The sequence below is a fragment of the Bradyrhizobium sp. genome, from assembly GCF_035652035.1.
Lineage (GTDB): Bacteria > Pseudomonadota > Alphaproteobacteria > Rhizobiales > Xanthobacteraceae > Bradyrhizobium.
Genome location: NZ_DASREO010000015.1, coordinates 162,590 through 187,701 on the forward strand (window position 1 = coordinate 162,590; position 25,112 = coordinate 187,701).

At 63.9% G+C, this 25,112-nt stretch carries 19 protein-coding genes; 3 read left to right on the top strand and 16 right to left on the bottom strand.

Going from position 1 to position 25,112, the window contains the following annotated elements; translation table 11 throughout:
- Positions 1-50: 50 nt before the first annotated feature.
- The 3 genes from VFB05_RS05690 to VFB05_RS05700 are packed head-to-tail and all read right to left on the bottom strand — an operon-like array spanning position 51 to position 3,601.
- The gene (locus VFB05_RS05690) at positions 51-968 is read right to left on the bottom strand and encodes an ABC transporter permease (RefSeq protein WP_325009731.1); all 918 of its coding nucleotides are present in this window, start codon (positions 966-968) and stop codon (positions 51-53) included.
- On the bottom strand, positions 955-2,046 hold the full coding sequence (locus tag VFB05_RS05695; protein ID WP_325009734.1) for an ABC transporter permease: 1,092 nt from the start codon (positions 2,044-2,046) through the stop codon (positions 955-957). The genes VFB05_RS05690 and VFB05_RS05695 overlap by 14 nt, the downstream gene beginning before the upstream one ends.
- A complete protein-coding gene (locus VFB05_RS05700; RefSeq protein WP_325009736.1) occupies positions 2,030-3,601 on the bottom strand; it encodes an ABC transporter ATP-binding protein in 1,572 nt (523 codons plus the stop codon). Before VFB05_RS05700 ends, VFB05_RS05695 begins: the two co-directional genes overlap by 17 nt.
- Before the next feature lie 552 nt (positions 3,602-4,153).
- On the opposite strand from VFB05_RS05700, the gene VFB05_RS05705 reads away from it, so the two are divergent.
- Complete coding sequence (locus tag VFB05_RS05705; RefSeq protein ID WP_325009739.1) at positions 4,154-5,263, top strand: hypothetical protein; 1,110 nt, start codon at positions 4,154-4,156, stop codon at positions 5,261-5,263.
- A 124-nt stretch (positions 5,264-5,387) separates the two neighbouring features.
- Positions 5,388-6,887: a hypothetical protein gene (locus VFB05_RS05710; RefSeq protein ID WP_325009741.1), complete on the top strand. Its 1,500-nt coding sequence runs from the start codon at positions 5,388-5,390 to the stop codon at positions 6,885-6,887.
- A 2-nt stretch (positions 6,888-6,889) separates the two neighbouring features.
- On the opposite strand, the gene VFB05_RS05715 is transcribed toward VFB05_RS05710, so the two are convergent.
- The 9 genes from VFB05_RS05715 to VFB05_RS05755 form a co-directional block, all read right to left on the bottom strand.
- Positions 6,890-7,573, bottom strand: coding sequence for a class I SAM-dependent methyltransferase (locus tag VFB05_RS05715; protein WP_325009743.1), 684 nt, complete (start codon positions 7,571-7,573; stop codon positions 6,890-6,892).
- 11 nt (positions 7,574-7,584) lie between these two features.
- Positions 7,585-8,574, bottom strand: coding sequence for a glycosyltransferase family 2 protein (locus tag VFB05_RS05720; protein WP_325009745.1), 990 nt, complete (start codon positions 8,572-8,574; stop codon positions 7,585-7,587).
- Between the two features lie 120 nt (positions 8,575-8,694).
- The gene (locus tag VFB05_RS05725; protein ID WP_325009747.1) at positions 8,695-10,197 is read right to left on the bottom strand and encodes a hypothetical protein; all 1,503 of its coding nucleotides are present in this window, start codon (positions 10,195-10,197) and stop codon (positions 8,695-8,697) included.
- Positions 10,198-10,579: 382 nt separating this feature from the next.
- Positions 10,580-11,065: a nucleoside deaminase gene (locus VFB05_RS05730; protein ID WP_325009749.1), complete on the bottom strand. Its 486-nt coding sequence runs from the start codon at positions 11,063-11,065 to the stop codon at positions 10,580-10,582.
- On the bottom strand, positions 11,065-12,597 hold the full coding sequence (locus VFB05_RS05735; RefSeq protein ID WP_325009751.1) for an ABC transporter ATP-binding protein: 1,533 nt from the start codon (positions 12,595-12,597) through the stop codon (positions 11,065-11,067). Before VFB05_RS05735 ends, VFB05_RS05730 begins: the two co-directional genes overlap by 1 nt.
- Entirely contained in the window at positions 12,594-13,277 is a 684-nt protein-coding gene (locus VFB05_RS05740) for an isochorismatase family cysteine hydrolase (protein WP_325009753.1), read from the bottom strand. The genes VFB05_RS05735 and VFB05_RS05740 overlap by 4 nt, the downstream gene beginning before the upstream one ends.
- A 28-nt stretch (positions 13,278-13,305) precedes the next feature.
- Entirely contained in the window at positions 13,306-14,232 is a 927-nt protein-coding gene (locus tag VFB05_RS05745; RefSeq protein WP_325009755.1) for an ABC transporter permease, read from the bottom strand.
- 2 nt (positions 14,233-14,234) lie between these two features.
- Positions 14,235-15,344 carry an ABC transporter permease gene (locus VFB05_RS05750; protein ID WP_325009757.1) on the bottom strand — a complete coding sequence of 370 codons (1,110 nt, stop codon included), beginning with the start codon at positions 15,342-15,344 and terminating at the stop codon, positions 14,235-14,237.
- Positions 15,341-16,450, bottom strand: coding sequence for a BMP family ABC transporter substrate-binding protein (locus VFB05_RS05755; RefSeq protein ID WP_325009759.1), 1,110 nt, complete (start codon positions 16,448-16,450; stop codon positions 15,341-15,343). Before VFB05_RS05755 ends, VFB05_RS05750 begins: the two co-directional genes overlap by 4 nt.
- Positions 16,451-16,840: 390 nt before the next feature.
- On the opposite strand from VFB05_RS05755, the gene VFB05_RS05760 reads away from it, so the two are divergent.
- Positions 16,841-18,121, top strand: a complete 1,281-nt coding sequence (locus VFB05_RS05760) for an allantoate amidohydrolase (RefSeq protein ID WP_325009761.1) — start codon at positions 16,841-16,843, stop codon at positions 18,119-18,121.
- Positions 18,122-18,211: 90 nt separating this feature from the next.
- Here the strand turns inward: VFB05_RS05760 and VFB05_RS05765 are convergent, their stop codons facing one another.
- The 4 genes from VFB05_RS05765 to VFB05_RS05780 all read right to left on the bottom strand — a co-directional run bounded on the left by VFB05_RS05765 (position 18,212) and on the right by VFB05_RS05780 (position 25,111).
- Positions 18,212-21,610, bottom strand: coding sequence for a Hint domain-containing protein (locus VFB05_RS05765; RefSeq protein ID WP_325009763.1), 3,399 nt, complete (start codon positions 21,608-21,610; stop codon positions 18,212-18,214).
- A 107-nt stretch (positions 21,611-21,717) separates the two neighbouring features.
- Positions 21,718-23,040 (bottom strand): dicarboxylate/amino acid:cation symporter, encoded by a 1,323-nt coding sequence (locus VFB05_RS05770; protein ID WP_325009765.1) that lies wholly within the window; start codon positions 23,038-23,040, stop codon positions 21,718-21,720.
- A 152-nt stretch (positions 23,041-23,192) separates the two neighbouring features.
- Positions 23,193-23,897: a DUF1045 domain-containing protein gene (locus tag VFB05_RS05775; RefSeq protein ID WP_325009767.1), complete on the bottom strand. Its 705-nt coding sequence runs from the start codon at positions 23,895-23,897 to the stop codon at positions 23,193-23,195.
- A gap of 20 nt (positions 23,898-23,917) precedes the next feature.
- Positions 23,918-25,111 (bottom strand): alpha-D-ribose 1-methylphosphonate 5-triphosphate diphosphatase, encoded by a 1,194-nt coding sequence (locus VFB05_RS05780; protein WP_325009769.1) that lies wholly within the window; start codon positions 25,109-25,111, stop codon positions 23,918-23,920.
- Between the last annotated feature and the right edge of the window lies 1 nt (position 25,112).

Consider the following 25,112-nt stretch of genomic DNA (forward strand, 5'->3'; position numbering starts at 1 on the left):
TTTTAGCTCCGGACATGGCGCCCCCATCGCGCAGGTCCGGAAAACGGTGGTCAGCGGTCCGGCACGAAAACGGTCCCGAGCGCGGCGGGCGCGGTCGAGCCGCCGGTGCGGGCGCGCGAAAGCAGCACCAGCACGATGACGGTCGCCAGATAGGGCAGCGCCGACATGAATTGCGAGGGGATGCCGATGCCGGCCCCCTGCGCATGCAATTGCAGGATCGAAACCGCGCCGAACAGATAGGCGCCGATCACCAGCCGCCCCGGCAGCCAGGACGCGAACACGACAAGCGCGAGCGCGATCCAGCCGCGGCCCGCGGTCATCCCGGGAATGAAGAAGGGTGTGTACGCAAGCGGCAGATAGGCGCCGGCAAGGCCTGCGCAGGCGCCACCAAACATCACCGCGAGCAGGCGGATGCGCAGCACGGGATAGCCGAGCGCATGCGCCGAGATGTGATTGTCGCCGCAGGCGCGCAGCACGAGCCCCGCGCGAGTCCGGTACAGGAACCAGGATACGCCAAGGACCAGCGCGAGCGAGAGATACACGAATCCATCCTCGCCGAACAGGATGCGCCCGATCAGGGGCATATCTGTCAGCATGGGGAGATAGAGGTGCGGTGCGGGCGTGATCCGCTCGCCAACAAAGCCGGCGCCGATCAGGCCTGATAGTCCGACGCCGAGAATGGTGAGTGCAAGCCCCGTTGCGACCTGGTTGACGGCGAGCCCAAGCGTCATCGCGGCAAAGATCAGCGACATCAAAACGCCGGCGATGATGCCGCAGAGCGCGCCGATGATGATGGAGCCGGAGAGCCAGGCGCCGGCGAAGCCGCAGGCCGCGCCCATGATCATCATGCCCTCGACCCCGAGATTGAGCACGCCGGAGCGCTCGGTCACCAATTCGCCGGTGGCCGCGATCAATAGCGGCGTCGATGCTGCCAGCACCGACAGGATGATGGCCTCAACGAGTTCCACTTGCCACCTGTCGCGATGTGGAGACGAGCCGGAAGCGGTAGAGAATGAGGCTGTCGCAGGCGAGTACGTAGAACAGCAGAATGCCCTGAAATACCTTGGTGACATCCAGCGGGATCTTCATTGCAATCTGGGCCTGTTCGCCGCCGATGAAAGTGAGTGCGAGGAAAAGCCCTGCAATTAATATTCCAATCGGGTTGAGCCGGCCGAGGAATGCAACAATGATTGCGGTAAATCCGTAGCCCGGCGAGATGCCCGGCTGCAGATGGCCGACCGGTCCCGCCACCTCGATGATCCCTGCAAGCCCCGCGAGCGCGCCCGACACGGCGAAGGTCAAAAGGATCAGCTGATTGGCATTGAAGCCGCCGAACCGCGCTGCGCGCGGGGCCGCGCCAACCACGCGGATCTCGAAGCCCTTGATGGTGCGCCCGAGCAGCACGGCGGCTGCTGCGACGACGACGAGGGCAATGATAGCGCCGAGATGCAGGCGCCCGCCCTGGATCAGCACCGGCACGGTTGCGACGGAGTCGAAGTCGGCGGTGGTCGGAAAATTGAAGCCGTTCGGATCGCGCCAGGGGCCGCGGACGAGATAGTCAAGGAAGAGGTCGGCGACATAGACGAGCATCAGGCTGGTCAGGATCTCGCTCGCGCCGAACCTCACCTTGCAGATCGCGGGGATCAGCGCATAGAGCGCGCCCGCGCCCGCGCCGAGTAGCAGCATCGCTGGTAATACCCAGGCGCCCGCGTCGGTGCCTTGGGTTTTCACCGCGATCCAGCTGCCGGCGACGGCGCCGATCAGGAACTGGCCCTCGGCGCCGATGTTCCAGGCATTGGCGAGATAACACAGCGCCAAGCCGATCGCGATCATCACCAGCGGGGTTGCCTTCACCGCGATTTCCTGCAGCGAATAGCTGTCGGTCAGGGGATCGATGAAGTAGACCGCAAGCGCGGACAGCGGGTTCTTGCCGAGCATCGCGAACAGGATGCTCATGGTGACGATGGTAAGCCCGATCGCGATCAGGGGCGAGACCAGCGCGATCGTCCTCGATCGCTCGGCGCGCTTCTCAAGCACCAAGTGCATGCGCGGAGTCCTTTTGTTCCAGGCTGCTGCCGCCCATTAGAAGGCCGAGTTTTTCGCGCGTGGCCTCACGCGTCGCGAGTGGGGCCGACAGTGTGCCGTGAAACATCACGGCGATGCGGTCGGCGATCTCGGTGAGTTCGTCGAGGTCCTGGCTCGTGACCAGCACCGCGGCCCCTTGAGCTGCGAGATCGAGCAGCGCCTGGCGGATTACGGCGGCGGCGCCGGCGTCGACGCCCCAGGTCGGCTGGCTCACCACCAGCACGCCCGGATTGCGCAGGATCTCACGTCCCACGACGAATTTCTGCAAATTGCCGCCGGAGAGGCTCGCAGCCTCCGGATCGCGCTTGGCTTTGCGCACATCGAAGGTCTCGGTAGCGCGGTCCACGGTTGCAAGCGTCGCTGCGGTGTTGACGAAACCGCGCTTGACCATGCCGCTGGCCGCGTGGCCCGTGAGGAGGGCATTTTCCGACAGCTTCATGCGCGGCGCGGTGCCGTGGCCGAGCCGCTCCTCCGGCACGAAGGCCGCGCCGAGCTTGCGGCGCTGGGTGATCGTCATATGCCCCGCGGCAATGCCCTCGATCACGACATTGCCGGGATCCCTGGCTCGCCGCTCGCCCGACAGGGCGGCGAACAGCTCATCCTGCCCGTTGCCGGCGACGCCGGCGATGCCGAGGATCTCGCCGCCCTTCAGCTCGAACGAGATGTTCTTCAGCCGCACACCGTGGGGATCGTCCGGCTCGAGATTGAGGTCCATGGCGACAAGGCGCGGGATGGTGGTCTTCCGTCCCGCCGGCGCCTTGACCTCCTTGATCTCGCTGCCGACCATCATGCGCGCCAGCGAAGATGCCGTCTCGAGCTTCGGGTTGCAGGTCGCGATCTTCCTGCCGCCGCGCAGGATGGTCGCGGTGTCGCACAGCCGCTTCACCTCCTCGAGCTTGTGGCTGATATAGAGGATGGCGCGGCCTTCCTCCTTCAACCGGTTGAGCACGACGAACAGCTGATCGGCCTCCTGCGGCGTCAGCACCGCGGTCGGCTCGTCCAGGATCAGGAATTTCGGGTTCTGCATCAGTGCGCGCACGATCTCGATGCGCTGGCGTTCGCCGACTGAGAGCTGCCAGACCTCGCGCCTCGGATCGAGCGGCAGTCCGTAATCGGCGGATACCTGCGTCAGTCGTTTCGACATCTCCTTGAACGATTCCCGGCCGTCGAGACCGAGCGCCACGTTCTCCGCAACAGTCAGATTCTCGAACAGCGAGAAGTGCTGGAACACCATGCCGATGCCGCGCCTGCGGGCGTCCGACGGGCCCGCCAGTATCATCTTGTCGCCCTGCCAGAGCATCTCGCCATCGCTCGGCTGGATCAGCCCGTAGATCATTTTCACCAGCGTCGACTTGCCGGCGCCGTTCTCGCCGAGAAGGGCGTGAATCTCGTGCGGGCGGATCTCGATATCGACGGCGTCATTGGCGAGAAAATCGCCGTAGCGCTTGGTCAGCCGCTTGGTTTGCAGCAGCGGAATTTCGCCTGAATCAAGCCGGCCGGACGTGGAATCGAGCATCGCGATCACATGAACGAGAGATGAGTGCCCGAATACTGGGCTAGTTTGGAGCGTGCTGTAACTAACGAAAAAGCGCCAGCGTTGCCCAAATCTTTGGCAGCGTTCACCGGCCAATTCGAAGGGAGGCGCTGGTGTGCTCTGAGGGTACTTGGCGGCTCCTCGCCACTGCACCGGCTGTTGCAGAATTGTGACGTTCGGCGCAAATCGGAACCGCCAAATCAGCGCTGCTCAACACCTGAGCAACAGTTTTCAATTGTTCGCGAACCCATCGAAAAGTGATTTTTCGATCCGCCTTCGCGCTCGCCCCAGAATGGGTCCGAGAAAAATGTTGAGCAAAATCAGAATATTTCCAGCCGGCAATGTTTCGCACCCGGCTTGAATTCGCTGCCGCAAACCGGGCCCCGCCAAGCCCGCACGCGTATACGAGGCCGTGTCTTTGCTGAAACTCGTGGCAGCGGCTGGAGAAAGATCAGGCTTCTCCAGTGCGACGAACGGCGCAAGTGTCACATTCAGGGCCGTGATCGTCCGCTCGTCAACTTGGGGGTATCTCTTATGTCTTTCGTTAAAACAGCCATTGCAGCCGCGGCGCTGTCACTGGCGGCGCTTGCTTCCACCGGGCTCGCCAAGGCCGCGGACTTGCCGGTCAAGGCGGTGAAGAAGGCGCCCGATCTTCCCTGGTTCATCCTGATCGATGACCGCGTCAGCTTCTCCTGGATGCCGAAGGGCACCGATCCCGGTGTCTTCTCGGTGCGTCCGGACGGCTCGATCAACGGTGCGACCGCAAAGCAGGTCTACTCGTTCACGCACTTCGATATCTGGCAGTACGGCACCAACTTCTTCACCATCTCGATGTTCAAGTCGGATCACAACGATCCGGCCAATCCGTGCACCAACGCCGGCTCGATCACCTCGCCGCTGGCCGGCTTCGCCACGGTCTCGGCGTCCTGCGAAGGCGCAACCGAGATCTACGGCCTGTTCCGCTCGACCTTCGGCTGGAACGAACTGTTCGGCACCAAGCAGTTCACCATGGGTCCGCTGCACAACATTTCGTTCGAAGTCGGCATGGACGGCAACACCGAGAACAATTATTTGTCGCCGGCCAAGCGTGACTTCGTCGCCGGTCTGCAGTTCCAGTTCGACCTGCCGTACAAGGGCTTCTTCAACGTCGCGCCTTTGATGTACTACGAGTTCGCCAATCGCAACGCCTTCACCCAGTGCGGCGCCGGCTGGCAATTGCCCGCAGCAGCCGTGCCCGGCGTGAACTGCCTGGTCGACGGCAACCGCAGATTCGACCCGACCTGGGCGGTCGAAACCAACTACTACATGGACCTCGGCTTCCTGCCCGAGAACATGCAGTTCTGGTCGATCAGCGGCCGCGCGGCCTGGTACGGCAAGAAGGGTGGCGAGAACGCTCCGCTTCCGAGCACGTCCACCGCCGTGGAGTTCAACTCCGAGCCGATCCGCCTGACCTTCGATGCCTCAAAGGCGATCTGGGGTCCGAAGTTCACCCACTTCGTCGACGTCTGGGTCGCCTATCGTTACTGGCAGAACAAGTTCGGCCTCGATCATTCCGCCAGCACCGCCTGCAACGTTGCGCCCGGCGTGAGCAACCACACCTGTACCGAGTCGACGGTCTACACCGGCGTCACCGTGAAGTTCTGATCGGTTGGACCATCAGTGATGGCGCCGCGAGCAATCGCGGCGCCATTTTTTTGGGATGATGCGCGAGGCAATCAACTCGCCGACGCAACCAAGTCATTGCGATTCCAACACCGAGTCCCTCCGTATGGGCACCGCGAATGGTAACAAAGGTTTAATCCTGCCGCCTTACTTTGCTGCCATGAGCGATGAGGCCATCGATAGCGCGGCCAAGCCGTTTCCGGCGCAAGCGTTGCTGCCTTGGCTCGTGGGCGCGGCGGTCTATGGCCTGCTGCTGACACTCGGGCCGCGTCTATTAAACGATCCGGACAGTTATTCTCACGTCGCGGTCGGCAGCTGGATATTGGCGCACGGCAGCCTGCCGACCAGCGACCTGTTTTCCTTCTCCATGCACGGCGCGCCCTGGATCGCCTTCGAATGGCTGTCGGAAGTCATCTACGCGGCGGTGTATGCGTTGTCCGGCTGGGGCGGTACCGTGACGCTGGCGTCGGCGATGATCGCGCTTGCGCTCGGTCTGCAGATGCATGTCCTGCTGCGAAAACTCCCGCCGATGCCGGCACTGCTCATTGTCGTAGCGGCAATCGTTCTATTGGCGCCGCACATGCTGGCGCGGCCGCACGTGTTGACATTACCGGTCATGGTCATCTGGACGGCCGCGCTTGTGGACTGCATGGACCGGCGTGCGCCGCCGCCCTATTGGGCGCTCCCGCTGCTGGTGCTATGGGCCAATCTGCACGGCAGCGTTGTGTTGGGACTCGGGCTGATCGGACCGGCCGTCCTCGAACAGGTGCTGGCCGAAACCCGCAACGAATGGCCCCGCGTGCTGATGCGCTGGCTGCCGTTCACGGCTTTGGCAATTGCAGCGTGTTGCCTGACGCCCTACGGGGCGGAGACGTTGCTGATGCCGTTTACGACGCTCGGTCTTGGCCGTGGGCTCAACTGGATCCAGGAATGGCGGCCGCAGGACTTCAGCCATGTCAGCGCCTTCGAGTTGCTGCTGTTGGCGGGCCTGCTCGGCTTGTCACGCGGGGTGAGGTTACCGGCGGTGCGGGTGCTGGTGGTGCTCGGGCTGCTGCATTTTGCGCTGGCCCAGGCGCGCAATATTGATCTGCTGGCGATGCTGGCGCCGCTTTACCTGGCGGCGCCGCTGGCGCGGCAGTTCGGCGCTGCGACCAGGGATGACGCTGCCGGCCCGGCGCGCGGATTGAAGCTGGCCGTGTTGGCCGTGATGATCGCGGCGACCGCTTTGGCGCAGGTGCGCGATATGCGCCCTGACCGGCGCAATACCCCGGAGACGGCGATCGCCGCTGCCGGTCTTGCCAATGCGGGACCCGTGCTCAACGATTATACGTTCGGCGGCTATCTGATCTTCGCCGGTATTCCGACATTCATTGACGGCCGCGGTGAACTCTTTGGCGGACCGTTCATCGAGCGCTACAATCTCGACGTATCGCTGGCCGACCTGAACGATTTTCTTCGGCTGCTGGACCAGTACAAGATCGAGGCGACGCTGCTTCAGCCAAGCACGCCGGCGGTGGCGCTGCTCGATCGCCTGCCTGACTGGCAGCGCGTCTACGGCGATGACGTGGCCGTCGTGCACAAGCGGCTGGCTGCTCCGAAGCACTAAGCTCAGGCGGTCCCGAAAGCGGCGTATTGCGCCCCGAGCGGGATCTTGCTCAAGGCGCCTTCGATGCGGCGCGCGGGCTTCGTCGCCCAGGGCAGCAACAGGAAGTGGCTTGCGCCGGTCTCGCGCAAGCCGCTGCCCGCCAGCAATCTCCGCGCATTGCCGGCGCCGAGCAGGATGGCATCGCGGTCAAATTCGCATCGCGCAACGGCAAGACGCGTCAGCGGATTGAACGGATTGTGCTCAATGATGCAGACGAGCCCTCCGGGCCGCGCAACGCGCCGCATCTCATTGACGAGACGCCCCCGTGCTGTGGGGGCGACATGGTGCAGCACGCAGATCGCCGTCACCAGATCGAAGCTGGCGTCGTCGAAAGGAAAGCTGTTGCCGTCGAAGGCGCGGTAGTCGCCGTCGGGGTTGTCGGCGCGCGCCTGCAGAATGCTTTCCAGGGAGACATCAATCCCGCTCAGGCGGCCGACGATGCCGCGCAGCATGGGATGCAGGCTGCCGACGCCGCAGCCGACGTCGAGCATTGCAGGCTTTTCCGCTCCGAGACGCCCCGCGATCAACTCGCGCAACAGGTCGGCCTTGGCGCGCATGAAGAAACTGTGCGACAGGCCGGAGAAATCGATCGAGGACTGGACCACGTCCCGGTAGTTGTCGCGGTAGTTGTCGAACAATTCAGCCATGCCGTCGTACCTTATTCGTGCAAGGCATGAAGCGCGCCGTGCGGTACCACTGCTTGGTCGCGCTCAAAGCCTTCCCGCTGCTGCACGACATAGAGCGGACGGCGCTTCGCCTCGGCGTGGATGCGGCCGACATAAAGTCCGACGATGCCGGTCATCAGCATATTCATGCCGCAGAGCAGCGAAATGATGACAATGGTCGAGGACCAGCCGGCGACAAGACGGCTGTCATTGCTCATCCACAACACCAGCACCCAGCAACCGTAGAGGACTGCCAGGCCGCTCACCGCGAGGCCGCACCAGATCGCCAGGCGTAACGGCGCGTCAGAAAAGCCGAGCACGCCGTTCACAGCCAGCCGTGTCATCTTGAACAGCGGATATTTGGTTTCGCCGGCGGCGCGTTCGAGGCGATGGAAGGCCACTTCGGTTTGCCGGAAGCCCAGCCAGGCGATCATGCCGCGCACGAAGCGGTCCTGCTCCGGCATGCGGCGGAGCACGTCGAGTACCTTGCGGTCGATGAGCCGGAAGTCACCGACGTCGACCGGGATTGCGACCGAGGTCATGATGCCGAGCAGCCGATAGAACAAATGGGCGGTGGAGCGCTTGAACCGGCTTTCGCCGGCCCGAGACAGACGGCGCGCATAGACGACGTCGTAACCTTCCTGCCATTTTGCAATCATTTGCTCGACGACCTCAGGGGGATCCTGCAGGTCGGCGTCCATGACGATGATCGCCTTGCCTTGCGCCGCGTCCATGCCGGCTGTAATGGCGATCTGGTGGCCGAAATTGCGCGACAGGCCGATATAACGGAAGCGCGGGTCGCGCTTGGCGAGTGCTTGCAGCACGATAGGCCCGGAATCGCGACTGCCATCATCGACAAAAATCACCTCCGCCGGCCGCTGGAATCGGCTGAGCAGTTGCTCGAGGCGGCGCAGCAGCACCGGCAGCACAGCTTCCTCGTTGAACACGGGTATAACGATGCTGTAGCTGATCGGCTCGGACATCTGAGAGGTGCCACCCATTGAATGGGCGGAAGTCTAGACAGGGATAGTTAAGGCGGCCTTGCGGCAACCGTTAAGGACGTTCGGGTTCTTCGCTTTTTCGCCGGTTTCTATGATGGCGAGCTAGTGCGTGCGCCGGATTTTATACAGAACAAAGCGCGTGGACGTGTCCAATTCCTCCAGCAGGTCCGGCAGCGGGTTCGCCACATGGGGGCCAAGCACGTAGAGGTAGTCGTAATCCCGATACCAGGTGCGGATGAAAGGCGGAGCGTCGGGCGGCGCCTGGCCCGTGGCGATTTCGGCAAGCACGCCTATCGGCATCGGCCCGCCATAGGGGATCGCGAGGCGCCGGACAGCGGCGCGCGCCTGCACGGGTTGCTTTCCTACCGCAGTGAACAGGTTCGGCACAAAGGCGCCGGCGTAGTGAACCGCCAGAGTCGGCGCGTAGAACATCGGATACTGCGTGAGGTCGTTAAATGGCGGGTCCTCTCCTTTGCCGGTGCCGCCGACGAGCACCCGCGAACCGCGCTCGATCTTGCGGAATGACGAGATGATGGCCGCATAGTCCGCGCGATGGGGGAGCCAGACCACGTATGTGATCGCCAGGTTGGCAACCGTGATGCCGGTGACAGCGGTGAGTGCCGCAACGGTCCATCGCCTGCTGGGCAGCGACAGTGAGCAGAAGGCCGGCAGGATCAAAGCCGCCGCGGGGATCACGCGGAGGTCGACAAATGACGTGCCGAGCAGCTTCGAGGGGATTGCAAGATATAAAAGCCCAAAGCCGATCGCGAGCCAGATCCCCGCCGGCTCGAACTTCAGAACGTCACGCTTGACTGCAACATACAATGAGGCCGCCAGCGCCAACGCACTTGCTGCCGAAACGGTCAAATTGTAGCCGTTCATGATGCGAAACAGCCAGAGCGGCTTCAATGCGAAGAACCAGGTCGTGCCCTCACTTCCGATTGAGCCAGCGGTCAGTCGCATGAGTTCGAGCAGCGCTACGGCCGGTACCGCGAGCAGTACGAGCCGCAAGATGGCGTCGCGGTACGGCGCGCCTCGATCGTAGGCACGCCAGAGCTCATACAGTCCAAGCGTCGCGCCATAGATGCCGAGCGAAAAGAAGTGCGCAGCAAACAGCGCCGTAACGAAAACCGCGTTGACGACGAGACGAATCGGCCATGCACGTTCCTTAACCAGCAGGTTGGTTGCGATGCCCCAGAGCGCCAGGCCCAGACCAAATTCAAAATTCACAAAGCCCCAGCTGAACGGCAAACTGTAGAGGAACATGAGTGCCGCGAAGCCGGCGATATGGACACGCCCCTTGATGACTCGTTCAAGCGCAAGTGCGCCGCCGACGATCAGGAGCTGACTGAATAGCAGAAACAGCCGGGTGGCATCTTCCACGCCCGTCAGTCGCGCCAGCTGCGGGACCAGCAAATCCATCGCCAGATTGGGATAGAGCGCCCAGGTCACCTCGTAATACGGGTTGGCATCGGCAGCACCGGCATGGCTGAGAATATACATGCGGGCGAGATGGTTCGGATAATCTACCATCGCCGGAATGGGGGTGAGAAAAACCGGGAGTAGCGAGGCAGCCGTCAGCAATGCAAAAACAGCAATCGCCATCGACCGATCTGAGCCAGACGGCTTCCAGGCTGCTTTGATCTGCAAATCAGGGGAATTCATCTCATGGACGGTTGATTTTGGGCGTTATTGCCGAAGCGATTCCATGTCGCTTCGGATGCTGCGGAGCGGCTGCTCCACCTGCACGAGAATGCCGGGGAGTCGGCAGCGGTACACTTTCTCACGATTCGGAGAAGCGGGCTATCGGCTCTTGACTGCCCGCGGCGGTATCAGCCCGACGCTCATGGTCGGAATCGACCGGCAGGCAAGGCGGCTATCGTCGGCAATCGCGCAACGGCGGTATGGCGTGTTACGAGCCCGACTCTGGCTTTGTCGGGACGCTGGACAGAGCGGTGGTGAGATGTCCCGCGTCGAACTCACAGCGTTATTTCTTCCACACCCCGTCATGCAACGCCGCCGCTTCATCCTCCAGCAACGGCCCCACCACCTCCGTCGGCCGCTGTCCGCTCTTGAAGACCTCCCGGCATGGCAGGTCGAGCGTCGGGTTTTCCGGATGGTTGCCGGTGATGCCGCGCAGCCGATGCTCGCTCAGGCCATAGACCAGGCGGCCGATGCCGGCCCAGTACATGGCGCCCGCGCACATCGCGCAGGGTTCGGCGGAGGAATAGAGTGTCGACTGAGCCAGCACGTCCTTTGACAAGGTCCGGCAGGCTTCCGTGGCCAGCAGCCGCTCCGCATGCGCGGTGCCGTCGTGCGCGGGCATATAGCCGTTCTCGCTCTCCAGCAGCACCTTGCCGTCGCTGTCGACGAGGATGGCGCCGAATGGATGGTTGCCATGGGTCATGGAGCGGCGGGCGACGTCGAAGGACCGCCTCAAGAAATGCGCGTCGCGCTCGCTCAGCTCGGACATCAATGGCCTGCCATATGGCGGCCAATCTCGGTCAAATCGGCTTCGCTGGCGCGCGCCTCATAGACCAACTGGCCGTGGAACATCACGACCAGACGATCCGACAATTCCAAGAGCTCGTCCAGATCCTCGCTGACCAAGAGCACGGCAGCGCCGCGGTTTCGCGCGGCCATGATCTCAGCATGGATCTGCGCAACCGCCGCGAAATCAAGACCGAAGCAGGGATTGGCGGCGATCAGCACCTCGACATCGCCGCCAAGCTCGCGCGCCAGCACCGCGCGCTGCACATTGCCGCCCGACAATGCCGCGATCGGCGTGTCGGGCGTTCGGGTTTTGATTTTATATCGCGCGATCTTCTTCTTGGCATCCTCGCGAAAGGCCGACTTCTTCAGCCACCAGCCGCCGCTGGCAAAGGGCGCGCGGTCGAACTCGCGGAACGCGATGTTGTCGGCGACGCTCATGCCGCCGACGCAGGCGTTCTTCAGCGGCTCCTCCGGCAGCAGCGACATCCGGTGCCGCCGCATCTCCTCGCGCGCCGCGTGGTAGGGATCGCCCGCGACACGGACGTCGCCGCTTTCCGCCTCGCGCTGGCCGGCGAGCACCTCGACCAGCTGGCGCTGGCCGTTGCCGGACACGCCGGCAATGCCGACGATCTCGCCTGCGCGGACCGCGAGCGAGACGTTGTTGACGGCAATGGCGCCGGCATCATCAAGGGCGACCAGTCCGTCCAATTCGAGCCGCGCAGCGCCGACCTCGCCGGTGCGCGCGGGCTGGATGGTCAATTCCTCCGCGCCGATCATGGTGCGCGCCATGTCGTCGGGCGTGAGCTCGGAGACCTTGCCCTTGCCTGCGAGCTTGCCTCGCCGCAGGATCGTCACCTCGTCGGCGAAGGCCATCACCTCGCGGAATTTGTGGGTGATCATCAGGATGGTCAGCTCGCCCTTGACCACCATGGCGCGCAGCATGCCGAGGACTTCGTCGGCCTCGCCTGGCGTCAGCACCGAGGTCGGCTCGTCCAGGATGAGGAAGCGTCGCTTGAGATAGAGCTGCTTGAGAATCTCGCATTTCTGCCGCTCGCCGGCGGAGATGCCCGAGACCTTGGCGTTAAGCGGCACGCGGAACGGCATCCGCGACAGGAACGCCTCGAGCTCCCTTGTCTCCTTGCCCCAGTCGACAACCGCCGGCACGTCATCACGCGCCAGCACCAGATTCTCGGCGACCGTCATGGCCGGGACCAGCGTAAAATGCTGGTAGACCATGCCGAGCCCGAGCGCGTGCGCCTGTTTCGGGTTGGCGATGATCTGCTCGCGCCCTGCGACCAGCACGTCGCCTTGGGTGGCGTGGTAATAGCCCATGATGCATTTGACCAGCGTCGACTTGCCCGCGCCGTTCTCCCCTAGCAGCGCATGGAAGGTGGCGGGACGGACCTTGAGCTCGACATTGTCGAGCGCCAGGAAGTCGCCAAAGCGCATGGTCATGGCGATGGCGTCGACACCGAAGGTGCCTTCGGGATGCGGTATCTCGCCGATGATCACGCGATGGCCCCGATCAGGTCGCCTGATGTCGTGACCGCGCCGAACACGCCGCCCTGCATCTTGATCATCTTCAGCGCATGATCGTGATTATCCTTGTCGGTCGCCGCGCAGCAGTCCGCGACCAGCACGCATTCAAAGCCGCGGTCATTGGCCTCGCGCATGGTGGTGTGGACGCAGACATCGGTGGTGATGCCCGTCAGCACGATGTTCTGGATAGCCCGCAGCCGCAGCATCAATTCAAGGTCGGTGGCGCAGAACGAGCCCTTGCCGGGCTTGTCGATGATCGGCTCGCCGGGAAGGGGGGCCAGCTCCGGAATGATCTCCCAGCCGGGCTCGCCGCGCACCAGGACGCGCCCGCATGGGCCGGGGTCGCCGATCCCGGCGCCGATCTGGCGCGAGCGCCAGCGCTTGTTGGCGGGAAGATCAGTGAGATCGGGGCGATGGCCCTCGCGGGTGTGGATGATGTGATAGCCCTTGTCGCGCATGGTCGCGAGCAGCCGCTTGATCGGCTCGATCGGCGCCCGGGTCATCGAAATGTCGTAGCCCATCTTGTCGACATAGCCGCCGATGCCGCAGAAATCGGTCTGCATGTCGATGATGATCAGCGCCGTGTTCTCAGGCCGCAGGTCGCCATTATAGGGCCAGGCATAGGGCTCGGACTTGATATAGCGCTCGCTCATGTGCGTCTCGCTTTTATTGGCACTGTCGTCATCGTGTGATCGATAGCTCGGCCGGCGCACCTGATAGCGTGCGCTTGGGCGAGCAGGTGATGATCATGATCAGAAGCGTCAGGATGTAGGGCGCGGCGTTGAACAGATGATAGCCCGAGGTCACGCCGACAGACTGCAGCGCCGGGCCCAGCGCGGCGGCGCCGCCGAAGGCGAGCGAGGCCCACAGGCACAGCATCGGGTCCCAGCGCGCGAAGATCACGAGCGCAACTGCGGTGATGCCCTGGCCGGAAGAGAGGCCCTCGTTCCAGCTGCCGGGATAGAACAGCGACAGGAACGAGCCGCCGATGCCGGCGAGGAAGCCGCCGACCATGGTGGCGCGCAGGCGGATTGCGAGCACCGAATGGCCCATGGCGCGCGCGGCGTCTGCGCTCTCGCCTGCGGTGCGGATCAGGAGGCCCCAGCGCGTGGTGCGGAACGCCCAATGCAGCAGGGGCGCCAGCGCCACGCCGATCAGGAACAGGACATTGATGCGCAGCGCCGCCTGCAGCTGCGGGATACCGCTCCACCAGCCGAAGTCGATCGCGGGCAATCGCGCCGCGGTCGGCTCGATCAACGGCTTGCCGAGATAGAAGGCGAGCCCGGTGCCGAAAAGCATCAGCGCAATGCCGACCGCGATGTCGTTGACCCGCGGCAGCGAGCAGATGCCGGCATGCAGCGCGCCCATCAAGGCGCCGGTGATGCCGGCCGCGAGCACGCCGAGCCAGGGCGAGCCCGTGAGATAGGAGATGCCATAGGCGCTCATCGCCCCCATCACCAGCGTGCCCTCGAGGCCGAGATTGATGCGCCCCGAGCGCTCGGTGATGCATTCGCCCAGGCTCACGAACAGGAAGGGCGTGGAGACGCGAATGGCCCCGCCGAACACGGCGAGCGGCACGGTCCAGAGTCCGATTCCAGCGTCCGCCATCCCTAAGATTTCCCTTTCAGAAAGCCGATCCGCCCATAGAGCGCGTCGCTCGCCAGCACGAACACGAAGATGATCCCCTGCAGCACCAGCACCGACGCATCGGGCAGGCCAAGCCGGCGCTGCAACAGCCCGCCGCTCGCACTGATGCCGCCAAGCAGGATCGCCACGGGAATGATGGCGAGCGGGTTCTGCCGCGCCAGGAACGCCACGAGAATGCCGGTGAAGCCATAGCCGGCGGCGAGGTTGGCATTGGTGCGGCCCTGCACGGCGGCGACCTCGACCATGCCCGCAAGGCCGGCGCAGCTGCCGGCGAGGAAGCAGATGGTCATGATCAGCTTGCCGACGGAGAGGCCGACGATTTTCGCGGCGCGAATGTTGCCGCCCGCGACCCGCGCGGCAAAGCCGAAGGTGGTGTGATAGATCAGGATGTAGGAGGCAACAGCGGCGATCAGCCCGAACACCAGGCCCCAATGCACCTCCGTGCCGGGTATGCTGCCGATCATGTTGGCGGCACCGATCTCGCGCGTCGAAGGCTTGTTGAGGCTCGCGGGATCGCGCATCGGGCCCTCGACCAGATGGTTGAGGATGGCAAGCGCGATGTAGACCAGGAGCAGGCTGGAGATGGTCTCGTTGACGCCGCGGTACTGCCGCAAGCCGCCCGAGAGCGAGATCCACAATCCGCCGCCGATCATGCCGGCTGCGGCCATGGCGAGCTGCACCACCAGCGGCGGCATCGACTGCAGCGCGAGCGCGGCGGACGTCGCCGTCAGCGCGCCGATCAGAAGCGCGCCTTCGCCGCCGATGATGACCATGCCGAGCTGCGCCGGCAACGCCGTACACAGCGCGGTCAGGATCAGCGGCGCGGCGCGTGTCAGCGTGTTCTGCCAGGAGAACCAGGTGCCGAACGCGCCGTAGTACATGTAGAAATACAGATCGAGCGGATTCTTGCCCGACACCGCGACGAAGGCGCCGAAGACGATGAGCGCGCCGACCAGCGCCGCGCCCGGGATCAAGACATACTCGATGGTGCCGCCGTGGCGCTGCAGAAAGCCCGGATCGGCGGCCGGCGCAACGGCGACCGCCTCTGCGCCGTCCGCCACGTCCGTGGTCATGAAGTGGCTCCGATCACGCCCTCGACCAGGTAATCCATCTTCTCGAGCTCGGGATCCTTCTGGCCGCGCTCGACGCCGGAGGCAATCACCACCTTGCCCTTGTTGTCGCTGATCGGGCCCTTGAAAATGGTGTAGCTGCCCTCGGTGAGCTTGGCCTTGATGTCGTCGGCGTGCTTGCGGGCTTCGGCCGAGACCGCTTCACCGTAAGGCGAGACCTTGACGATCTCCTCCTTCAGGCCGCCGCGATAGAAGTTCGGGATGCCTTCGCCGGAGGTAATCATCTTGACGAATTTCGGATAGAGCGCCTCCCAATTCCACTCGGCGCCGGTCAGATAGGCCTTCGGCGCGAGCGGCGACTGGTTGACATGGTAGCCGCAGACGAAGGCGCCGCGCCGTGCGGCGTTCTCCACCACCGTCTTCGGACCGTCGACATGGCAGGTCAGCACATCCACGCCCTGGTCGATCAGGCTGTTGGTGGCCTCGGCTTCCTTGACCGGCATCGACCAGTCGCCGGTGAAGATCACCTGCGTGGTCGCCTTCGGGTTGGCGAGCCTGGCGCCGAGGGTGAAGGCGTTGATGTTGCGCAAGACCTGCGGGATCGGTTTTGCCGCGACAAAACCGAGCTTGCCGCTCTTGGTCGTATAGCCGGCGACGATGCCGGAGATGTACTGCGCCTCGTCGATATAGCCGAAATAGCTGCCGGCGTTCTTCGGGTCCTTGTCAGTCCAGAGGCCGCCGCAGTGCTCGAAGTGGAGCTTCGGGTACTTCTGCGCCATCTTGATCATGTGCGGGTTGTAGTAGCCGAACGAGGTCGGGAACAGCAGCGTCGCGCCATCGAGATTGATCATGGACTCCATGGTCTTCTCGACTGCGTCGGTCTCGGGGACTTTCTCCTCCTCGACCACCTTGATGCCCGGCAGCTTCTTCAAGGCCGCGGCACCTTGCGCATGGGCCTGGTTGTAGCCGTAGTCATCGCGCGAGCCGACATAGATGAAGCCGATGGTGGTGTCGGCGGCAAAAGCCGATCGCACGCCCAGCGCCGAGCCAAGAGTGAGTGCCGCGCTCCCCTGCAAAAGATGACGTCGTGAAATCCTGCCAAAATCCATTGCCTGCTCCCTCTGGCGGCCAAACCGCCGCTTATCTCGCCGCTTCGCCGGATCGGCGGAGCCCGAGGCGGATGTCGCAAGCTTCGTGCCACGGCCGCTTTGCTGGGCCGATGAGGTAACTATCTGAAACTAATTAGCTTTGTTCCTCGTACAAATCTTGAGCAGATGCTTTCCGACTAAAAAATAGGCGATATTTTTGAATTGTATGCAAGCGAGTTGAGCAGCCCCGAGGGGGTGGCCGAAGGCGCCGGGCGCGGCCTGCGGCAATTAGCGCTGGCCAATGCCATTCAGGCTGCTACCAGTCGGGCAGGTGTCGCGGCGGACCTTTCGGATTCGATTTCGCTTCAGCCGGCACCGAATTTGTATCGATGGCGGGACGCGAATTCAAAGATGAGCAAATTGGACGCTGGCGCCGCTGGGCGTGAAGATCTGTCGCTGGGGCGCGAGATCGTCGAGCGGATCAACGCGCTTGCCGGCATCTCGGAAGACCCCGCCAACATCACCCGCCTTTTTCTCACGCCTCAGCATCGCACGGCGGCCGACCTGATCCTCGGCTGGATGCGACAGGCCGGGATGGCCGCGCAGATGGACGCGATTGGGAATGTCTGCGGCCGCTACGAGGGCGACCGCCCAGGCCTGCCGGCGCTGATGCTGGGCTCGCATTACGACACCGTGCGCGATGCCGGCCGCTGGGACGGACCGCTCGGGGTGATCACCGCGATCGCCTGCGTCGCCGATCTGAACAGGCGCGGCCTCAGATTGCCGTTTGCGATCGAGGTCGTCGGCTTTGCCGATGAGGAGGGTGTACGCTTTGCCTCAACTCTGCTCGGCAGCCGCGCGATTGCCGGTACCTTTGACGAGAGCGTGCTCGGCGCGCGCGATCGCGATGGCGTGTCGCTGCGCGAGGCGATCACCACGTTCGGGCTCGATCCCGATCATATCGGCAAGGCGGCGCGCATCCGCGGCGAACTTTTGGGCTATATCGAACTGCATATCGAACAGGGCCCTGTGCTCGAGCAGGAGAATCTCGCCGTAGGCGTGGTCACCGCGATTGCCGGCGCGACGCGGCTTGCGGCGCGGCTGACCGGAATGGCCGGACATGCCGGCACCGTACCGATGCGGCTGCGGCACGATGCACTCACGGGCGCAGCCGAATGCATCGGCGCGATCGAGCAGTTTTGCCGTTCCGATGAGGCCGGTCTGGTCGGCACGGTCGGCTATATCGATGCCAGGCCCGGCGCGACCAATGTCATTCCGGGCCAGGTCTCCTTCACCATCGACATGCGCGCGCCGACCGACATGCACCGCCGGCGCGCCGTTGCCGACGTCGTCCGGCAGATCGAAGCCATCGCCGGGCGACGCGAGCTTGCCTTGCAGATCGACGTCACCCATGAGAACCGCACCGCACCCTGCGCGCCCTGGCTGAAGGCACAGATCGCCGACGCCATCGCTGCGGAAGGTTTCCGCGTGTTCGAGTTGCCGAGCGGGGCGGGCCATGACGGCATGGCCATGATCGACATCGCCGACGTCGGCATGATCTTCGTCCGCTGCCGCCGCGGCATCAGCCATCACCCGGACGAGCATGTGGAGCTGGCCGATGCCGACGCCGGCGCCCGGGTGCTGCTGCGGGTGGTGGAGAATTTCAAGGCGGCAGAAACAGCGAAGACGTAGGGGGCTAGAGCGAAGCGAAACCCACGATCCTTGCCTGCGGAGACAGGCGCTGTCAGTCCAGCCAGGGGTCGAATGCCGTGTCCGCTAGCCTCATGCTGCGCAAGACCAGCCGCTCGTCTGCAGCGCAACGCCATCCAGTGATCGCTGTACGCTGACGCTCTGGCGCTTCGGGTCGATCGCGGTTTGCATGGTGAAGGCGAAGCTGTGGCAGCCACTGCCAAGGCCCGCATGGGCCAGGTCTTCGCGATAGATGTTGGCGAGCGTCCGGCCGATCATCTTTCCATCGACCAGAATGTCCAGGCAGACCGGCACTTCCGGACGATCCGGATTTTGTGCCCAGCCGAGGATCTGGGTTGGGGAAACAACATCGACGAAGCCGCACAGAGGCTGGTCCGCCCGTCGTGATCGCAGGCCGGCCCGCGTGTCGATGACGCGTCTTGCCGCCTCGACCTCATAACCGCAATCGAGGCGAGGTCTGCAATAAATGGCCGGAACGCGCTCGGTCTCCGGGTAAAGTTCGGCATACTCATGTGCATTGTGAAACATGTTGCGGCCATCGTCATCGACGAAGGTCTCCGACCAAGCGCCTTCCGCGACGACAATGTCGTGGCTGTCGAGTTCGATATGGAAGTACTCGACCATCTCGGCTGCATCTGCCTGGGTGACGGATGCACCGTTGACCAGGTACCTGGCTTCGATCAGCACGCCCTCCAGATACATGGCATGATGTGGAGAGATCCAGAGATCGCGTCGGGGAACGTCGTCGGCGAGAGCGCCGGCTTTGAAGCAGATCGGCAAGATGTCGCTGCGCCCCATGATGAAGCGGCCGGCGTAGCTGCGGCGCCCAATCCATTTGATCGGCCTGAGTTCACCCGACAGCGTCGTGATCTTGTCTCCGATCATGAGGTCCTCGACCGCGACCTCGCCCTGGTCGGTCAGGATCAGTGTTCCGCGGCAATAGCAGGCGATGTCGTTCTCGATGTACTGGATCGCCGCGGCAACGTTGATCTCGCCCGCACCACCCTGGTTGCTGGACACGCCTGAGAGCGGCGTTGCGGTCTTCTCGAGAATATCGGTTATCTGCGTGTTGGTGAGATGCGGGTCCACCTGCAGCATCAGTGCCGCGGCGGCACCGGCCTCAGGCGAGGCGGAGGAGGTACCGAAGAACGGGTTGAATCCCGAAACATCCGTCTGCACTCCGGTGGGTGCGGTGAAGGCAACACCGCCGGGCTGCGCGCCGGTGTAGGGATCTCCATTGCTGTCGTAAAGAATCTCGCCAGGGCCGGAGTCCGAATAATATTCAGTCTGGTCCGGGGGCTGGCCGTAGGCGTTACTGTCTCCATAGAACGTGCCGCCCACGGTGTTGACACCCGGGACCAACTCGTCCCCCCGCAGATTGCCGGGCCCGGTTCCCGTTTCTGGATCGATGATATAGCCCGGCGGGTCTTCGGCGGCCGCGGGCGAACCACCGATGACAATATTGAAATCCGCGGGCGCGACCTGGCCATTGTTCAGATAGACAACGATCTCGTAGGTGGCGTCGGTCGATCCCCGGTTGGCGATCGACAGGCTGGCATCGGCCGCAAAAATCGAAGGTGCACCAGGTGCGGTGCTCTGGAGGACATCGGTCTGTGACGATGTCCCGACATAGGCGCCCGTGCTGGTGTAGACCTGAAAGCTGAGCGCGTCCGGTGCGCCGGCATTGTTGACCCCTTCATAGGGCGCAGTCCATTGCACATGGATCGAGCCGACAAGCCCCGCCTTGATGACGAACGCCTCTTCGTCGGTGCCGTTGCTCCAGACATGGGCGGCCACCGATTGGGTGGCGTTATGCGGCGTATAACTGACCGTCGGTGCGCCGCTGAAGCTCTGCTGCAGGAACGCTTCGCCGAAATTGCTTGCGGCCACGAATATGTTGGTATTCGCATTCAACGCATTGGTGACAGCGGCATCCACCGGACCATCGTCGGCATACATCGGCATGGCTGAAACGGTCCAGTCCGAAACGATGACCTGACAGCCCTCGGCCTGCAGCGTCTGGATCGCCGCCGCATAGTCCGCCTGGTTTGACGTGCCTCCTTGCTCGGCGGACGCGAAATAGATGTCGGCCCCGGGTGCGACCGCATGCACCAACTCGGCCATCGCCTGGCCTTCATTCTCTGCCCCCGCTGGACCTTCCCGCAGAATGTTGTTCGCGGTGAAGTCGGCAGGCAGATAGCCCTGTGCAATGGCGGCCTGGAGCTCCGAGCCAGTGGCGTCATTGACATCGAAAGAGTCGGAGATGATGCCGACCTTGACGCCGGCCCCATCGATCGGCCCGTGAAGACTGCCCTGCAGCGGTGCAAGTTTCGCAACCGTTGCCCCAATCGCGACGGCGCCGGCGGTGATCAACTGATAGGTAGCAGGATCGGCTGCGCGTTCGTCACTATAGGTAAGGTCGGCGGCGGCAATCACGGAACTGGCGCTGGCGGCATTGGCGTTCTGCGCCGCGGCAAACACCACATCTGTTCCGGTGCTGCTGTCCGAGACGAGCTCGAGCGTGTCGTTCTGGCCCGCAACAATGTTGGACGCCTCGCCGACATTTTGCAGCGTGGCGAGGACGGTGCCGGTCGAGGTCGCGAGCGTGAGCTCGCCGTTGGTGAGGGAGACCGTGTCGGAGGCGACATAATTCAGCGCGGTGAAGTCGATCGCATCACCCAGCCCGAACCCTGTGATGGCAGCGTGGAAGCTGGACGGGCTTTGGATTTCAAGCACCGAATTGGCAATCGGACTGCTGAAATGAACAGTCTGCGTTGCAGCGACACTGCCCTGGAATTCGACGATGGTGGGCCCAAGATTCCACGAACCCGTGCCGGTCACGGGACCGGCAATATTCACGCTCGGCAGCGAACTCCCGCCGCTGGTCTGACCGATGACGTCGACCTGGGCATCGTTGACAACAGAGACATTCGCCCCTGAACGGAAGGGCGCGGCGAGGAATGTGATGTTGCCGGTGAGGACAACCGTCTCGCTGGTGTTGGCGAACTTGAAGCCGGAGCTGCGAAACTCCAGCCTGCTGTTTGGATCATCTGCAATATCGCTCCCGACGGTCAGCGTCGAGCCCGCCACCTCGTCGACAATTCCACCATAGATCGTGGATAGCCCATCCGAGATGATCGACGCCGAACCAGCGGTTGTAATGGAGGTGAACGAGCCGATATCGGCATTGGCCAATCCTCCGTCCGGACTGCCAGTGCCGCGGAGGATCAGTTCTGCCGGATCGTTGGCGCTGTCGCCAAGAACAATGCTCAAGCCATCGAAAATGCCGTTTTCAGACGGCGTGCTGCCGTTGACTGAGACATAATCCGCCGGATCGAGCGTCACCGTGCCGGAGCCGATCGTCGCGCTATCACCTGGCACCGGATAGGGTTGGTTGCCACTTACGCCGGACCAATTGCCGGCGTCGTACCAGTTACCCTTTGCGCCATCCTTCCAGGTGAAGGTGGTCATGCGTGCAACTCCACATACATTCGACCCTGGAACTTTGCTGAAAGCTAAGCTTCAGTCAACCGGCCAAGTTGAACATAAATGAAGAGCAACCAGGGAGGGATCGCCTTTCATCCCGCCGTCACGTCGACAACCTCCCCGCCATCCAGCACCTTCTGCGCCTTGGCCCGATCGAGATCGCCCTCCCAGGACGCAACCACCACCGTCGCCACGCAATTGCCGATGAGGTTGCCGACCGCGCGGGCCATGCCGATGAACCAGTCGACCGACAGCACCAGCACGAGGCCGATGGCCGGGATGCTTGGCACTGCGTTCAAGGTCGCGGCCAGGATCACGATCGCCGAGCCGGGCACGCCGTGCGCGCCTTTTGACGTGATCAGTGAAACGCCGAGCACCAGCAAGAGGTCGCCGAGCGAGAGCGGGGTGTTGGTGGCCTGCGCGATGAACACCACAGCGAGCGTGAGATAGATCGAGAAGGCGTCGAGATTGAAGGAATAGCCGGTGGGGATCACGAGGCCGACCACGGAGTCCTTTACGCCCATCCGCTCGAGCTTTCGCATGATCTGCGGCAGCACCGCGTCCGACGAGGCGGTCGCCAGCACGATGGTCAGCTCCTCGCGAAGGTAAGAGAGGAATTTGAGGATGTTCAATCCGGCCAGCGCCATCACGCCGCCGAGCACGCCGAGCACGAAGATCGCGACCGAGACGTAGAACAGCATCACCAGCGAGACCAGCTGCTTCAAGGAGCCGACGCCATATTTGCCGACCGTATAGGCGACCGCGCCGAGCACGCCGAGCGGCGCCACGCGCACGATCAGGCCCATGGTCCGGAACAGCACGGTCGAGACCGCATCGATCATGCCGGCGACCTTCTCGCCCTTCTCCCCGCCGACCAGCGCGAGGCTGACGCCGAACAGGATCGCGAAGAACAGCACCTGCAGCACGTCGTTGCGCGAGAGCGCGTCGAAGGAGGTGGTCGGGATGATGTTGAGGAGGAAAGTGCCGATGCCTTCGCCCTTCAGCTTCTGGGCATTGCCGGCATAAGTCGAGAGCGCCTTGGCATCGAGTGTCGAGGGGTCGATGTTCATGCCATGGCCGGGCCCGAAGGCGAAGGCGAGCAGCAGGCCCACGACCAGGGCGACGGTGGTCATCACCTCGAAATAGACCAGCGCCTTGACGCCGACGCGGCCGACCTTCTTGAGGTCGCCGGCGCCGGCAATGCCGTGCACCACGACGCAGAACACGATCGGCGCGACGATCATGGAAATCAGCTTCAGGAAGGCGTCGCTGAGGATCTTCAGGCTCACGGCGAAATCGGGCGTGGCCATGCCGAGCACGATCCCGAGCACCAGCGCCGCCAGCACCTGGACGAAGAGGGAGGTGTAGAGCGGCTTTCGCTCGGATGTCGTGGTGGTGGTTGTGATGGTTGCCATAGCTCGCTTTCCCCGGGGGTTGATCCCCTCCCTAGCAGCAACAAGCGTGCCAGTTTTTGGGCCGCGGCGCGATCCATCGGATGCTGAAATCAGGGGATCGGCTGGATTTCGGCCGGCCTTTCGGGGGCAGGCGGCGCCCGGCGGGTCCGGGTTTAGCTCGCCGGCCGCAGCGCCCAGTCGCCGATGATGCGGAAGCGTGCCTCGGCTGCGTCCTGCCGAAACAGCGCGATCCGGTCGACGGAGAGGCTATCAATGCCGGTGGCTGCAAAGCGCTGGCGCAGCATGGCGAGCACGTCCCGGCGGCGCGCGTCCTCCAGACGGCCAGTCAGGGTCATGTGAAAGCGGAATTCCTCCATCACATAGGGATAGCCCCAGCGGTCGAGATGAGCGCGCTGCCGCGCGCTCAGCCTGTCCGGGTTGCGCCGCGCGCGATCACGCGCGGTCAATTCGGCACGGAACGAATCGAACGCGGCGACGCAGTCGGCGGCGAGCCGTTCAAGCGGCTCCGATCGCTGCCCCGGGATCACGGCGATGAAGCCGCTGATGGAATCGACCACCGGCCGGAATGCGGGGATCGCGCGCGGCTCGGCCGCGAAGGCGGCGCAAGCCGCGAGGAGCTCCGCTTCGGGTTTTCCATCGGCAAGCGCAAAGGGGGCTTTCAGCGTGGCATGGAAGCCGTATTTGCGGGGATCGCTGGTCAGCTCGCGCCAGTCCGGCACCGCTTCCGTTGCGCCTTGCGGAAACGGCAGGTCTTCGCCGGTCCAGGCGTCATAGCCCAATAGCTCCGCGCCGAAGCGGTCCAGCGTCGAGCCGCGCTCGGCTGCGTAGTAGATGGCGTAGCGGGGAAATCCGGTCATGCGTTGAGCATAGGGTCGTCTTACTCGGCCGCAACCGCTTGGTGCGCGACGGTGGACAATGTGCTGATGCGATCCGCTTCCGTCAGGTGAACCGGCCGGCCGGCGGCGATCACGGCGACGATGCGCGGCCGCAAAGCATCCGCGTCGTCCACCAGGAGAAGATCGGCGCGGGCGCTTACCGCGATCTCGCCGCGATCGACAAGCCCGGTGGCGCGCGCAGGCGCGGCCGAGATCAGCTCCCAGGCCTGCGGCAGCGGCCGTATGCCATCCGCCGCGAGCCGGAACGCGGCGAGCAGCGGCGCGGGATAGTAGTAGTCGGACGCCAGCACCGAGCAGAGGCCTTTCTCGATCATGTCGGAGGCCTTGGTCCAGCCGGTGTGGCTGCCGCCGCGCACGACATTGGGCGCGCCAAAGACGATGGCATCGCCACCGGTCGCAGCCTCGCGCGCGGTCTCCTCGTTCACCGGAAATTCGGCGATCGCGACGCCCTTTGCACGATAGTCCTGCCGCATCGCCGGGCTGTTGTCGTCATGCGAGAGCATGCGCACGCCGGCCTGTCTCGCCGCCTCGGCGAGCCGCGCAATCGAGCCCGGCACCGCCTCGGCGCGCGCGATGATGCGCGCGACCAGGCGATCAAACTCCTCGCTTGCAAGCCCGGTGCGCTCGACCATGCGGTTGCGCTTGCGTGGCTTGGCGAGGTCGGCGACCGTGCCGTCCATGTGGTCATTGAACGCCAAGAGGTCGACGCGGCCGTCGCGCAGCCATTGCATGATCTCCTCTTCTGCATCGAGATTGTAAGTCTCGTGGCGCAGGTGGAAGCGCGTATCCGCCTTGAGCCGTGGCCGCAGGCTCTCGATCGCCGCGCACAACCGCGCGGCGTTGGCGCCGGAGCGCAGGCCCGGCTCCCAAGACCAGGTGGTGGCGTGAAACACCGTGGTGATGCCGTTGGCGATCGCCTGGTGATCCGAATCGAACAGCGCCACGTCGATCGGGAAGTCGACGCCGGCGCGCGGCATCATCTGCCGCTCGAAGGCATCGCCATGCAAGTCGACGATGCCCGGCAGCACCAGCAGATCGCGCGCATCGATGGTCATCGCGCTGCGGCCGGGCGAAGCGCCGACCTCGCGGATCTTGCCGCCGCCGATGCGCAGCGAGGTCTCGGTGATGTCGCCGTCCACAAGGGCGCGGCCGCCCTCAATCAGGATGTCTTTCACG

What these genes read in the sequence shown, in the direction of transcription:
- VFB05_RS05765 (WP_325009763.1), bottom strand. Translation starts at nt 21,610, where the DNA reads ATGACCACCTTCACCTGGAAGGATGGCGCAAAGGGTAACTGGTACGAC.
- VFB05_RS05720 (WP_325009745.1), bottom strand. Translation starts at nt 8,574, where the DNA reads ATGTCCGAGCCGATCAGCTACAGCATCGTTATACCCGTGTTCAACGAG.
- VFB05_RS05730 (WP_325009749.1), bottom strand. Translation starts at nt 11,065, where the DNA reads ATGTCCGAGCTGAGCGAGCGCGACGCGCATTTCTTGAGGCGGTCCTTC.
- VFB05_RS05695 (WP_325009734.1), bottom strand. Translation starts at nt 2,046, where the DNA reads ATGCACTTGGTGCTTGAGAAGCGCGCCGAGCGATCGAGGACGATCGCG.
- VFB05_RS05750 (WP_325009757.1), bottom strand. Translation starts at nt 15,344, where the DNA reads ATGACCACGGACGTGGCGGACGGCGCAGAGGCGGTCGCCGTTGCGCCG.
- VFB05_RS05700 (WP_325009736.1), bottom strand. Translation starts at nt 3,601, where the DNA reads ATGCTCGATTCCACGTCCGGCCGGCTTGATTCAGGCGAAATTCCGCTG.
- VFB05_RS05725 (WP_325009747.1), bottom strand. Translation starts at nt 10,197, where the DNA reads ATGGCGATTGCTGTTTTTGCATTGCTGACGGCTGCCTCGCTACTCCCG.
- VFB05_RS05760 (WP_325009761.1), top strand. Translation starts at nt 16,841, where the DNA reads ATGAGCAAATTGGACGCTGGCGCCGCTGGGCGTGAAGATCTGTCGCTG.
- VFB05_RS05755 (WP_325009759.1), bottom strand. Translation starts at nt 16,450, where the DNA reads ATGGATTTTGGCAGGATTTCACGACGTCATCTTTTGCAGGGGAGCGCG.
- VFB05_RS05740 (WP_325009753.1), bottom strand. Translation starts at nt 13,277, where the DNA reads ATGAGCGAGCGCTATATCAAGTCCGAGCCCTATGCCTGGCCCTATAAT.
- VFB05_RS05770 (WP_325009765.1), bottom strand. Translation starts at nt 23,040, where the DNA reads ATGGCAACCATCACAACCACCACCACGACATCCGAGCGAAAGCCGCTC.
- VFB05_RS05715 (WP_325009743.1), bottom strand. Translation starts at nt 7,573, where the DNA reads ATGGCTGAATTGTTCGACAACTACCGCGACAACTACCGGGACGTGGTC.
- VFB05_RS05705 (WP_325009739.1), top strand. Translation starts at nt 4,154, where the DNA reads ATGTCTTTCGTTAAAACAGCCATTGCAGCCGCGGCGCTGTCACTGGCG.
- VFB05_RS05710 (WP_325009741.1), top strand. Translation starts at nt 5,388, where the DNA reads ATGGGCACCGCGAATGGTAACAAAGGTTTAATCCTGCCGCCTTACTTT.
- VFB05_RS05745 (WP_325009755.1), bottom strand. Translation starts at nt 14,232, where the DNA reads ATGGCGGACGCTGGAATCGGACTCTGGACCGTGCCGCTCGCCGTGTTC.
- VFB05_RS05775 (WP_325009767.1), bottom strand. Translation starts at nt 23,897, where the DNA reads ATGACCGGATTTCCCCGCTACGCCATCTACTACGCAGCCGAGCGCGGC.